At 31.5% G+C, this 13856-nt stretch carries 11 protein-coding genes; 5 read left to right on the plus strand and 6 right to left on the minus strand.

The annotated features are described in order from the left end of the window. The first annotated feature begins 24 nt into the window (after positions 1-24). Complete coding sequence (locus J2Z44_RS03155; RefSeq protein WP_021282697.1) at positions 25-1758, plus strand: NADH-dependent [FeFe] hydrogenase, group A6; 1734 nt, start codon at positions 25-27, stop codon at positions 1756-1758. Positions 1759-1890: 132 nt separating this feature from the next. Here the strand turns inward: J2Z44_RS03155 and hydF are convergent, their stop codons facing one another. From hydF to J2Z44_RS03180, 5 genes are all read right to left on the minus strand, one after another. Beyond that, positions 1891-3123 (minus strand): [FeFe] hydrogenase H-cluster maturation GTPase HydF, encoded by a 1233-nt coding sequence (hydF, locus tag J2Z44_RS03160; protein WP_209649329.1) that lies wholly within the window; start codon positions 3121-3123, stop codon positions 1891-1893. Positions 3124-3311: 188 nt separating this feature from the next. Beyond that, positions 3312-4721, minus strand: coding sequence for a [FeFe] hydrogenase H-cluster radical SAM maturase HydG (gene hydG, locus J2Z44_RS03165; RefSeq protein ID WP_209649330.1), 1410 nt, complete (start codon positions 4719-4721; stop codon positions 3312-3314). 67 nt (positions 4722-4788) lie between these two features. Next, complete coding sequence (locus tag J2Z44_RS03170; protein WP_209649331.1) at positions 4789-5034, minus strand: TM1266 family iron-only hydrogenase system putative regulator; 246 nt, start codon at positions 5032-5034, stop codon at positions 4789-4791. 242 nt (positions 5035-5276) lie between these two features. After that, a complete protein-coding gene (locus J2Z44_RS03175) occupies positions 5277-5876 on the minus strand; it encodes a LysO family transporter (protein WP_021282691.1) in 600 nt (199 codons plus the stop codon). Position 5877: 1 nt separating this feature from the next. Next, positions 5878-6222, minus strand: a complete 345-nt coding sequence (locus tag J2Z44_RS03180) for a LysO family transporter (RefSeq protein WP_021282690.1) — start codon at positions 6220-6222, stop codon at positions 5878-5880. 153 nt (positions 6223-6375) lie between these two features. Here J2Z44_RS03180 and J2Z44_RS03185 point away from each other — a divergent pair, with 153 nt between their 5' ends. Beyond that, positions 6376-7221 carry a DUF6414 family protein gene (locus tag J2Z44_RS03185; protein WP_021282689.1) on the plus strand — a complete coding sequence of 282 codons (846 nt, stop codon included), beginning with the start codon at positions 6376-6378 and terminating at the stop codon, positions 7219-7221. 217 nt (positions 7222-7438) lie between these two features. On the opposite strand, the gene J2Z44_RS03190 is transcribed toward J2Z44_RS03185, so the two are convergent. Beyond that, on the minus strand, positions 7439-9331 hold the full coding sequence (locus tag J2Z44_RS03190) for a type I glutamate--ammonia ligase (RefSeq protein WP_209649332.1): 1893 nt from the start codon (positions 9329-9331) through the stop codon (positions 7439-7441). A gap of 418 nt (positions 9332-9749) precedes the next feature. Between J2Z44_RS03190 and J2Z44_RS03195 the strand changes: the two genes are divergently transcribed. The 3 genes from J2Z44_RS03195 (at position 9750) to J2Z44_RS03205 (ending at position 13738) form a co-directional block, all read left to right on the plus strand. Further along, a complete protein-coding gene (locus tag J2Z44_RS03195; RefSeq protein WP_021282686.1) occupies positions 9750-10361 on the plus strand; it encodes a 3'-5' exonuclease in 612 nt (203 codons plus the stop codon). Positions 10362-10579: 218 nt separating this feature from the next. Beyond that, positions 10580-11743, plus strand: a complete 1164-nt coding sequence (locus J2Z44_RS03200; protein WP_021282685.1) for an amidohydrolase — start codon at positions 10580-10582, stop codon at positions 11741-11743. A gap of 237 nt (positions 11744-11980) precedes the next feature. Beyond that, the gene (locus J2Z44_RS03205) at positions 11981-13738 is read left to right on the plus strand and encodes an ATP-dependent metallopeptidase FtsH/Yme1/Tma family protein (RefSeq protein ID WP_209649333.1); all 1758 of its coding nucleotides are present in this window, start codon (positions 11981-11983) and stop codon (positions 13736-13738) included. Positions 13739-13856 lie beyond the last annotated feature (118 nt).

Raw genomic sequence — 13856 nt, forward strand, 5'->3', positions numbered from 1 at the left:
TAATTTGAGAAAGAGGTGCCAACATTGAGTTTAGTTACACTTAAAATAAATGATAAAGAAGTTCAAGTTGAGCAAGGTAAAACTATTTTAGATGCAGCTAAAGAGTTAAACATTAAAATACCTACACTTTGCTACTTAAATCTTCATGATAATAAAACTGAAAATAAACCTGGCTCTTGTAGAGTATGTGTAGTAGAAGTTGAAGGCAGAAGAAACTTAGCTCCTGCTTGCTGTACTCCAGTTACTCCAGGTATGGTTATAAAAACTAGTTCTCCAAAGGCATTAGCTGCAAGAAAAACTATATTAGAATTATTATTATCTGACCATCCAAATGAGTGCTTAACTTGTGCTAAGAGCATGCACTGCGAATTACAAGAATTAGCAGCTGAATATGGAATCAGAAGAATCGAATTTACTGGTGAAAAATCTATATGTCAAAAGGAAGATAATAACTTCTCTATTGCTAGAGATACTTCAAAATGTATACTTTGTAGAAGATGTGAAACTATTTGTAATGAAGTACAGAAGGTTGGAGCAATTTCTTCTATAAACAGAGGATTTAATACAACTATAGCTCCTGCTTTTGGTTCTGATTTAAAAGATACTAAATGCACTTTCTGCGGACAATGTGTAGCTGTATGTCCTACTGGTGCATTAGTTGAGAAAGATAATACTTCAAAGTTATGGAGAGCTTTAGCTGATGATGAAAAAGTGGTTATAGTTCAAACTGCTCCTGCTGTGCGTACTGCTTTAGGGGAAGAGTTTGGAATTACTGGTACATCTGTTACTGGAAAAATGGCTGCAGCTTTAAGAACTTTAGGCTTCAACAAAGTATTTGATACTGATTTTGCTGCTGACTTAACTATTTTAGAAGAAGCACGTGAATTTTTAACTAGAGTTCAAAGTGGTGAAAATCTTCCAATGATAACAAGCTGTTGTCCTGGTTGGATAACTTTCATAGAAAAGCATTATCATGATTTATTACATTTACCTTCAACATGTAAATCACCACAACAAATGTGGGGTGCTATTGCTAAATCATATTTTGCTGAAAAAATGAATATAGACCCTAAAAACTTAGTTGTAGTTTCAGTTATGCCATGTATAGCTAAAAAATCTGAAGCTGAAAGAGAAGAATTCTCTCTCGAAAGCGGCATTAAAGATATAGACATCGTAATAAGCACCAGAGAACTAGCTAGAATGATTAAAGAAGCAGGAATTGATTTCCAATCTTTATCAAATGAAGAATTCGATAATCCATTAGGAGAATCGACTGGCGCTGGAGTAATATTTGGTACTAGTGGTGGAGTTATGGAAGCTGCTTTACGTACTGCTTATGAATGGCTAACAAATAAATCTTTAGATAAGGTAGATTTTGATGTTGTTAGGGGTCTTCAAGGTACAAAAGAAGCTACTATCAACATTGATGGAACTGATGTTAAAGTTGCCATAGTAAGTGGACTTGGAAATGCTAGAGAATTACTTGAAAAGATCAGATCTGGTGAAGCTAATTATCACTTCATAGAAGTAATGGCTTGCCCAGGTGGATGTATAAATGGTGGTGGCCAACCATACTCTAACAACAGAAGAGACATCATTGAAGGTAGAATGCAAATACTTTACAATGAGGATCAAGGAAAAGCAATTAGAAAATCCCATGAAAACCCAGAAATTAAAAAGCTATATGAAGAGTATTTAGGAGAGCCAAATAGCCATAAGGCTCATGACCTATTACACACTCACTATACTAAGAGATAATAAAAGCCCTGCATTATGCAGGGCTTTTTCTATGTAATAATATGTAACAATCTGAGAATAAATTATAGTGAAAATTGCACTGCTAATATAAAAAACAGTGCAATTTTTATTAAACATCCCTAATATTTAAGTTTAATAACCTTGAATATTAAATGGCCTTGTTACTCTATCTAAAATTCCGTTAATTTCAGCAATGGCTATTCCAAAGTTCGTAATTGACACTCCAGCTGCTCTACAACTTTCAATTCTAGACATTACTTCCGCTCTATTAAACATACAAGATCCACAATGAATTACCAATTTATACTCTTTTAAGTTCTCAGGAAAATCTTTTCCAGAAAAATTATCTACAACAATGTTTTCCTCAATTGATTTTAACCAGGTTGGTAATTTTTCTCTTGCTATATCCCCTTTTAATTGATGGTGAGTACAGGCTTCTGCAATCAATACTTTATCTCCTGACTTTAAATTTCTAATCTCCTTAGCCCCTTGAACAAATTCTTTTAAATCCCCTTTTTCTCTCGCCATAATAATTGAAAAAGAGGTTAATGGTACATTATCATCTATTTTTGAGTGTACCAACTTAAACACCTGGGAGTCAGTAATTATAAGGTCAGGCTTATTGTTTAGCATTTCAAGACCTAAATCCAAATTATCAAGGGTTACCGTTACTGGAATAGCTTTATTATCTAATAAATCTCTAAGAACTTGAACCTGAGGTAGTATTAACCTTCCCTTAGGAGCCTGTATATCCTGTGGCGCCACTAGTAGTACCTTATCTCCTGGCTTAACAATATCCCCTACTAAAGTGTAAGACTGAAAACTTTCAGGAGTTAATTTAATAATATTAGCTTTTAACTCATCTAGATTTATTTTATCTTCAGCACTAATGCTTACAAAGGATATGTCAAATATTTTTTTTAACATTTTCAAGTTTTCTTTGATTATTTCTTTATTTTCGATTAAATCTATTTTGTTAAGTACGCCAACTACTGGAATAGATTTCTTCTTTAGTAACTGGCACCATTCTAATTCTAAAGTTAAATCCTTAGTATCATAAGGAACTTGTTCTGCAGAAATAACTAAAATCCCAAGGTCTGTTTTGTTTATAACTTCTTTAGTTCTTTGAACTCTTAAAGTTCCCATTTCTCCAATATCATCAATTCCAGCTGTATCAATAAATACTACTGGCCCAATTGGTAATAGTTCCATAGCTTTATAAACGGGGTCTGTGGTAGTTCCTTTGATATTTGATACTAGTGCTATATTTTGATTAGTTATAAAATTTATAATACTTGACTTACCGGCGTTTCTCTTACCATATATTCCAATATGAAGCCGATTAGCTCTTGGTGTTTCTAACATGTTATCCCTCCTTCTTGAAAGAGTTAAGGCATCTGAAAATAAATAACAAGTCAAAGATGTGAAGGCTATTTTGTGATAGACAAGGAAACAGGTTCTGCAGATAGTGGGGCTATCTAAGGGTTCTGTTGACGCAGTATAGCACAAAATAGACGAGCAGATTGACTTATTTATTTCTTGAAGATGCCTAATTAGAATCTGAGATCTCTTTCCCCATTTTCTATTCTATTTAGTTTAGCTTCAGTATCTTCTTTTCTCTTAGGATTAGGAATATCTGATAAGGATTCTTTAATAATTTTATTTCCAAGGTTTCTAGTATTTTCAGTACCATAATCTATCATAAACTCTTTTAAGGTTAATAATGCATTGCATTGGCATACATTATTAATTTGACCACTCTTAGCTAAAGCCATAAATCTATCACCTGTTCTGCCTTCTCTATAGCAAGCTGTGCAATAACTAGGTATATAGCCGCTTTCCATTAAGCTCTCTACCATTTCAATTGGTGAACGATGATCTGCTACTTCAAATTGTGGCTTTTCTTCTATATCCCTCTGACTTTCTGCATAACCACCGACTCCAGTACAAGATCCTGTACTAATCTGAGAAATACCTATGCTAACTATTTCATCTCTTAGTTTTGGTTCTTCCCTTGTAGACAAAATCATTCCTGCGTATGGAACTGCTAGCCTTAAAACAGCTACAATCTTCTTAAACTCTTCGTCTCCTACTAGGTATGGATAATCTTTTAAGCTTACATTTTCAGCCTCTCTAAGCCTTGGCACTGATATGGTATGTGGTCCAACTCCAGTTGTTTTCTCTAACTCTTCTGCGTGCATTAACATTGCAATAGTTTCATACTTATAATCATAAAGCCCATATAAAACACCTATACCTACATCATCAATACCTGCTTCTCTTGCTCTATGCATTGCTGTAGTATGATAATTATAATTGTGTTTTGGACCACTTGGATGCATTCTCTCATAGGTTTCCTTATGATAAGTTTCTTGGAAAAGAATATAAGTTCCAATTTCTGCTTCTTTTAATTTTCTGTATTCTTCTACAGAAGTAGCAGCTATATTAACATTGATTCTTCTAATAGCTCCATTGTCAAACTTTAAAGAGTAAATTGTTTTAATACAGTCTAAAACATATTCTAAAGGAGTGTTCACTTGATCTTCCCCTACTTCTAAAGCAATTCTCTTATGTCCTAAACTCTCTAAAACTCTAACCTCTTCCTTAAGCTCTTCCATATTAAGCTTTCTTCTTTTTAAATCTTCATTACAATGTTTATAACCACAATAAACACAGTTATTTACGCAATAATTACTTACATATAAAGGAGCAAACATTACAATACGTTTACCATATATTTTTTCCTTAACTTCACGGGCAACCTTATACATTTCTTCGATGCTTTCATTATCTTTAACTGACAGTAAAATAGCAGCTTCCCTATGAGAAAGCCCAGTTGCTGTTCTAGCTTTATGTAATATTTCTAGCACTAAGTTTCTATTTTTACTTAGCTCTATACTTTCATCTATTACTTTTCTAATTTCATCATCTTTTATAAAATTTTCTGCATTATATTTATTCATAAAAATCCCCTTTTTCTTATATTATCTTTAACAATTTTCTTACCCTATAAATTTATAATATTTTACCCTATCCCTTAGTTATTGCTGATTTTACAGCAACTCCTTTTAACTTTCCAATTTTCCCTGTCATAGCCGATATATCATCAACTAATCCATCCACTATAACAGAAATTACACTTACTCCCCTATCTCTATAAGGAATTCCTATTCTACCTACTATTATTGAATTAAAGTCATGTAGTATACTATTAACTTCAGTAGCTTTTTCAATATCTTCAATTATTATGCCGACAACAGCAATTCTTTTTTTCATAATTCATCACCACTTACAAAAAAATAAACCAACACAAAAAGTGTTGGTAAAAATCTTTATTATTTCTATTTTCACCGCCTTTTTGCTAAGAACTTCTCCACAATCAGGTTAATGTTTTATTAATTTACCACTCTCAACTGAAAGAATCTCTCGCAGTAAAGAATCTAACTTAATTATATAAATTTTCTGAACTATAGTAAATAAAAATCCTTCGACAATTGTAATAATAAGACTTGCTTATTCTAATGCATATTATAAAAGAATGTTACCAGAACTGGTACAAGTGAACTCATTATAACTCCATTTATAAAAGAAATTACTGCTATTTCTGGGTTTGTTGCTTTGGAGACTAATGGTAAGGTAGTATCCATAGACGTAGCACCAGCAGGTGCAATTGCAGTGTAGTAATTTAGCCTCTTAGCTAGTATCGGTATTAATATTACAGCAAAAATCTCTCTAAATACATTTGTTAGGAATGCTATTGCTCCTAAAGCTTCCCCTCCAAGCTCTTTCAACATAACTCCTGATAAGCTATACCATCCAAACCCTGACGCTATGGATAAACTTTCATTGATAGCCATACTAAAAATTATGCCTGAAAGTAGCCCTCCTATTAAACTACCCATGATTCCTCCCAAAGGAACTAATAGTATTTTAAATCCAAGAGCTTTAAGATCCTTTAAAATTGTTTTATTTGAGCCTACATCGATTCCTACGCAAAATATTAATGCATACAGGGAAAAAGATGCAACCATATCTAAGTTTGATATCATACTGGATGGAAATATAAAATACCCACAACCAATTCCAAGCACAATTGCTCCTAAAATCACTAAGGTCATACTATATTTCCTCCTGTCCTTCTCTATGTACTAAATCTTCATTGTTAAAAGCTAGTTCCTTATTTTTTTCCTTCACTATATTATTACTTAAGAACTTATTACTAAGAAAGTATATAATCACTATACTCCCTAAGATAGATAAAGCTGCAAAAGCAAAAGCTTTAGCCCCAATAAGAGGTAAATCCCTTATTATGTTCTCATTTGCCCCTATAGAGGCTCCCATTGAGAATAATAGAAATACTACACCAGCTTGCTGAACCTTACCATTTAATTTTTTGTGATTATCCTTTAGTCTTACAAAATATCCGATAATGGCTCCTAAAAATAATGCAATTATAATCTCCACTTAATCCCCTCCCTAAAAATTACCCTATTATTATATCATCCTATTGAAACTTTGTCATTTTACCTACTTATTGATTTAAATTACCGCAATAAATTCTAAACCCTTTATAATTTTAATATAATTATTATATATTTAACTTCCAAGGAGGGAACTATGAACGATTTTTTTGTCCCTTTGTATATCAATGATGAAGTTTTGTCGAGCTTATTTAAAATTGCTATTGAAAGATTTATTGAAATTGAGAAAATAACAAATAAACAAGAAGTTATTATAAATTCTAATGTTCCTTTATGTGAACTTACTTGCGGTAAAATTCTTCAAGGAAACGCATCAGTACAACTCCTTCAAGGCTTTACAAGAAGAACCATTCAAGAAATTGAAAAATCAACTATAACCACCTATATTAGACTTAGAGATATACTAGAAAAGAATATGTTTTTAAAGAAGGTGTCATCCAAAGATGATATTAATTTTATTGAAGATGGAGACATAGTTGAAATAAAGTGCAAAATGAAAATGAATTCTCAATTAAAGAAAATTCAACATGTCATTGATATTTTAGAAATAGAAAGTATTATAGATGAATGTAATCTGGAAAGAAGAGAAGAAAAAAAGTTTGATAAAAAAGCTTTGTTAAACTGGTTTAAGACTACTCTACAGATTGTAAAAGATTCTAAGTGCACAAAATATATAACTGAGCCTCTTTTTAGTTCCGATCTTAGAGGAATAATCCCTATACAAAATAAATACTCTTTAATGGATTTAGATTGTAATTATCATACTAATATGACTGTACTTGGTAAAGTGAGTTCTATTGAAAAAAACTCGCATGGTAATATCAAAGCACCAATAAATACTGAAACTTGCTTTGATTTTGCTTATGACAGACTCTCCTCTGTGCTAAGCAAAGATTTATTAGACAAACTAAATATTGATGATTTAATTGAAGAAAATATTAGTAGTTACATGGAAATAATACCTATAATCATTTATGTATAGACCTTAACAGTTCAACTAAATGCTCTATTTTTCATTATCAATACCGTATTACGGCATTGATCCTTAAAATGTTAGGAAGCATCTTTTTAGACAATTTTAATGTATATATAATAAAAGAGTACTAATTTAAAGTACTCTTTTATTATATATATTTGCCTTAGAAAAATAGATTTAGTATTATTGTGTAAAATATTACTTTAATATCTTTTACTAAGCCTTATAAGCTCATTAAATTTCTACGATAATCTGCGTAGAGCTTTCTCAAATTTTTCATTTCACTATCAAGCTGAATTTGCAGATTTGATAATTTTTCAAAATCAGAATTACTTATTGAATCCTTTATTTGACTAAATAAACTTTTTCTAGTATAACTATCTTTCATAATGTACTCTCTAATTTTGCTAATCTCTCCCCACTTTTCTATATCATACTCTGTTAGCTCATCATTGCACCCTTTTTTTATACTTCTTATTTCACTAATATAATTTGGTATTAATCTATGCTCTATTTCTGTCATCCATCTTGATAAAATTGCTGTTTTATAACTATTAAGAATTTCTTCAGTAAACACACTGCCCTCTTTAAGTGTTTTTAGTTTGTTAGTATGTTGGAAGTTAAGGATATTTTCGAAAACAGTTCTAGGAGCTTTACCAAAATATTCTTCCCTCTCCTCTTCTGAATAATGCTCAAAAACATCTTCCTCACTTCTATAGGCCCTAGACTCTTCTAAGTATTCTACTATATCACCTGGTTTCTTTGATAATTCCTTTAATAGTTCGTTACAAGTTTTCTTGTTTTTTAGTGCGTATTTAATACCATTAAGCATGGCTACATTCATAGCCGATAATACTAGATAAATATTTGTATGTGGATTTGGAGAACGAAGTTCAAATCTAGTTGCCATTGGATTATCCATATCTCTAATTAATCCTATCAAGATAGTTCTATTTCTTGAAGGCTGATTTACTTCATGTCCAAGGGATGTAACAATGCATACTGGAGCCTCAAAGCCAGGTTTTAATCTCCTAAAGGCACCATTACTAGAAGACACAAAGGGGTTTATTACTTCGTAATTTTTAAGTATGCCCATTAAGGCACCATAACCTATCTCACTAATAAAATCATTCATGTTATGAAATAGATTTATTACCTTTCCATCCTTTAACTTTATATTAACTCCTATATGAAGATGTTTTCCATTTCCAGCTACTTCGTCCATAGGTTTTGCTTGAAAAGTCACATCTAGTCCGTTTCTTCTAAATACTTCTTTAATTACTTCCCTAGCCAATAATTCATTATCACAAGCTTGTATTGCGTTTGAGTATTTCCAGTCTATCTCTAATTGCTCCATAATATGATTATAGGAACCACCCTCAGTTAGCTTGGCTTTAACTCCCCCAACTTCTTTATGTCCCATTTCAGGCTCCAATCCATAGTTTTCTAACATAGTGAGTGCCTGCTCTAAGGCAGTTCTTACTGTGCCTTTTGTTCTTTTCCAATACTGTTCCTTTAACACTTCTGATGTAGATAATTCTTCAAGTTCAGCAAATTCATTTGGGGTTTTAACCCAAAATTCAAGTTCTGTAGCAGCCGTAATTAAAACTTTTTCTATATTCTCAAAGGATATCCCTATACTATTTAAGCATTCTGGACTCTTCTTTAATAACTCAAGAAGCTCACCTTGAAAATAATCAACTGAATTTTTTAATATATTTCTACAATCCACAGCCACATTATTATGATAAAGATGACAAGGTATTCTTAAAGTACCTGTAGGCATATTAGTATACTCATCAATGTTTTCATAGTTATAATCAACAAACCAATTGCACTCTAAATCAACTTTCATATCAACCTTAGCATTGTTTAATGTTGCTATTTCTGGAAGTATTACAGATGAACCGTCAGTTTGTACTGAAATTCCATAAAGAAAAGTATCTATACTTTCAATAAAGTTTTTTACTGGGATTTTCTCATCTGTTTCATTACCTAGAAAATCTACACCTACTAAGGAAATAAATTTAATCTCTTTATGTTGCCCTAAAATTTCTATAAGCCTTTCCTTATTATGATTTTCTTTTCCTATAAAGTACAATAAATTATTATTCATAAAAGTTATCCCTCCCAAATATATGCAATATTATTAAATGAATATTGCAATTGTAACATATATTTTGAAAAATGTATATAAAGTACGAACATAATACAAATATATTTCTATTTAATTCGTATTTGTTCCAGTTTTTAGTTTTCTCAATTATGGTATTCTTAACAATGTAATTTTGCTATAAAATTGATAATATATTATAAAATATGTTTTATGTATATAGTTTAAATTGTCAAGTCTATATGATAGGATTTATTCTCTTGTGAGTAATTCCTTTGTATCATAGTGAATACATAAATCTAACTAAACCATGATGACTAATTCTTCTTGTAATATAACTTTTGTAAATTTACATTAAAATGCAATAGATTTATTACATTTTTTATGGTTTAATAAACTTATAATTAAAGGAGGTCTTAAATTGAAACTTTTATTTTTTGATACTGAAACTACTGACATAAAACCAGGCAATATATGCCAGTTGTCATATATATTAGTTGATAATAACTCTAAACCACAAACTACTATAGGAAAGAATTTCTTCTTTACTGTAGAAGACATGAGTAGTAGTGCAGAGGAAGTTCATGGATTTTCATTAGAAAAACTTTATGAATTAAGCGAAGGATTATATTTTGAAGATCAATTAAATACCTTTATAGAAGATTTTTTAACTGCAGATATTATAATCGGCCATAATGTAAATTTTGACTTAAAATTTATGAGCCATGAGTTAGAATTTTGCGATATTGAACTTAATCCTTCACACACTTTTTGCACTATGGGTTACTACAAAGATAAGTGTAAGTTAACTAATGGAAAAGGGAGTATAAAAAATCCCAGATTAGAAGAAGTTATTACCTTCTTAGGAATTTCTAAGGAAGATGTTGAGAGTAAGTGTAGGGAGCTATTTCAAGGTGTTGGGGACTACCATGATGCTAGATTTGATACTACAGCTACTTATTTAATTGTTACTACAGGCATCAGAAAAGGCCTTATTCCAAAAGGTTATTTTTCAAATATGATCCAGAGATAAGTTTAATCCTATTACTTTATCTAATAGGATTAAACTTAGTTACGTTAGTAAAAATTACATCATAAATATGTTTAGTATATAATAAAAATTACAGATAAATTTCCTTTGCTGAAAATATTCACAAAAATGTTAAATAGTTTTTGTATTTTTAAGAGGATTTTTAATATATTTATAGTAATTAATAGTTGTAAATATATTAAACTTAGGGGGAATAGGGAATGTTAATAATTAAAAACGCAAATATTCATACCATGGCTAAAGAAAATTTCGATAACGGCGTGGTGGCTATTGAAGATGGAAAAATTCTTTTGGTAGGAAAAGATCTGAATATTCCTGAAGATGCGCAAGTCATCGATGCACAAGGTGGCTTCTTAATGCCTGGAATGATTGATGCTCACTGTCACGTAGGTATGTGGGAAAATGCAATGGGTTTTGAAGGTGCTGATGGAAATGAAGCAGTAGATCCAGTAACTCCTCAGTTAAGAGCCATTGATGCAATCAACCCTGTGGACAAATGCTTTAAAGAAGCTTTAGAAGCAGGTATTACAACCGTAGCTACTGGACCAGGAAGCGCTAATGTAATTGGAGGAACCTTCGTTACTATGAAAACTCATGGTAGAAGAGTAGATGATATGGTTATTGATCCGTATACTGCAATGAAAGTTGCTTTCGGTGAAAATCCTAAAAGAGTTTATAACTCACAAAAAAAATCTCCTTCTACAAGAATGGCAACAGCTGCAATTCTAAGAGAATACTTAATGAAGGCTAAAATGTATGTAGAAAAACAAGAAAAAGCTCTAGAAAACAATGAGAAAGCACCAGATTTTGATATGAAAATGGAAGCTTTATCTAAAGTTATAAAAAGAGAAATTCCATTAAAAGCACATGCTCATAGAGCTGACGATATTTTGACTGCACTTAGAATATCTAAGGAATTTAATATAGAGATATCTCTTGAGCATTGTACTGAGGGTCATTTAATTGCAGACTTTTTAAAGGAAGAAAGTCCTAAGGCAATTATTGTTGGGCCAACACTATCTGATAGAAGTAAAATAGAGCTTCAAAATTTAACCTTTGAAACTCCATCAATTCTAAATAAAGCTGGATTAAAAGTAGCTATAATGACAGACCACCCTGTAATTCCACTGCAGTATTTACCAATTTGTGCAGCTTTAGCTTCAAGAGAGGGTATGGAAGAAGAAGAAGCTTTAAGATCTATAACTATTAATGCTGCTGAAGCACTTAATGTTGCTCACAGAGTTGGATCAATAGAAACTGGTAAAGATGCAGATATTGTAATATACAGTGGCCATCCATTTGACTTAAGAAATAAAGTTAAATTTGTAATGATCAATGGTGAAATTGTTAAAAATCAATTTTAATCTTAGCTAAAAAAATGATATAATTTAGCCCCTTACTATTTTAAAATGGTAAGGGGTTCTTCATTTCCCCTACAAATATATTTCTTTGTCAATTATTCCATAACTTACATTTCCATTATATATGAAATAAATTAGACTTTATTTTTATTTCATATATAATAATAAATATATTGAATATGTGCTTATATGCTAAATAATGGCTTACTAATATTTCATATTTAAGGGGGATTTGTATTGATGAATAAAATTAAAAATAAATATATACTTATACCGATTTTCGCCGCACTACTATCTCTCATTGCTTTGGTTTTTACTAATCATAAAACTAATACTATGGATTATAAATCTTATCCTGAATTTTTAAATGATACAACTAATTCAATTGTTACCACTGTTGAGGTTACTGCCTCACAAAAGATAAATGTCACTTTAAAAGATGGTACGAAATATTTAACAGATAATCCAAATAGTATTACCTTAAAAGAGGAATTGCTAAGTAAAGGAATTGAAGTAAGAAGCTCAGCTACAATGCCTGCTTCACAAAGAGTGCCGGTCACTATTCTAGGGTTATCTTTGCTATCCTTATTGATTATGGCTATGAGAAATTCTTCTCTTAGTGGTAACAAAATTACTTCTATTGAAGCTTTAGACGGTCAAGGTATTGCTAAAGAGAAATTTTCCTTTGCTTCTGTGGCTGGAAATGAAGAAGCGAAGGAAAGCCTTAATGATATAGTTGATTTTTTAAAGAATCCTGATAAGTATGCTTCTTACGGTGCTAGAATGCCAAAAGGTGTTATTTTATACGGGGACCCTGGAACTGGAAAGACCCTTCTTGCTAAAGCTGTTGCTGGCGAAGCTGGTGTACCCTTCTATGCTGTGTCAGGCTCAGACTTTGTACAAGTTTACGTGGGAGTTGGAGCTGGTAGAATAAGAAGCCTATTTAAAAAGGCTAAAACTCAGGGAAAAGCTGTAATTTTTATAGATGAAATTGATGCTATTGGTAAACAAAGAGATAGTGGTAAAAATGGTGGTTCTGATGAAAGAGATCAAACTCTTAATGCTCTTTTAACAGAGATGTCTGGATTTAGTGAGAGTTCTGGAATTGTTGTAATGGCTGCCACTAACAGACTAGATATGCTGGACTCGGCCCTATTAAGACCAGGTAGATTTGATAGACACATAGAAGTTTCATTACCAGATATTGCCGCTAGAGAAAAAATACTAAACTTACACCTAAATAATAAACCTATTAAAGATGTAGATATAAAAGATTTAGCTCATAAAACTGCATATTTTTCTGGGGCAAAACTTGAGAGTTTAACAAATGAAGCAGCCATTATAGCTTGTAAAGATAACTCTCAATTTATAACAAATGAACACTTTGACAAGGCCTACTCTATAGTTTTAGCAGGATATGAAAAAATAGAGAGAAGTTCACTGAGTGAAGAAGATAGAAAAATTACTGCATATCATGAAGCTGGACATGCATTAGTGTCTATGTTAAAGTTGCCTGAAGAGAAGGTATCAAAGGTTACAATTATCCCTACTTCAAAAGGAGCTGGAGGTTATACCTTAAGTTTACCCAAAGATAGTTCTTATCAAAATCTAGATTATTTAAAAAGAAGAATTATGGTATTGTTAGGTGGTCGTGCTGCTGAGGAAGTAGTATTTGGAAAAGAAAAGGTTACTACTGGTGCTTTCAGTGATTTAAAACATACTACAAATATGATAAATAATATGATTACTGAGTATGGTATGGGTAAATCTTTAGGACTACTGAGACTCTCCGAAATGAATAGCTTAACTAGCAATAGTGATATAAGTAATGTCATAGAAGAATGTAAGGTTACGGTTGATGAATTATATCATTTGGTTAAAACCTTATTACTAGAAAATATGGAACTATTAGAAAGTATTGCAGCAGCGCTTATAGATAAAGAAACTATTAATAATCAAGATTTAGTAGAGCTACTTAATACTAAAGTTGCTGTGTAACTAAAAGAGAGCCTGATTTATGGGAGGGCACTGAAAAACATCTTGTTTTTCAGTGTTCTGCCTTTTAGATAATAAAAAAGACATGAGTATAATCCATTTTATGGTACATACTCATGTC

The organism is Clostridium punense (assembly GCF_017874425.1).
GTDB lineage: Bacteria > Bacillota > Clostridia > Clostridiales > Clostridiaceae > Clostridium_J > Clostridium_J punense.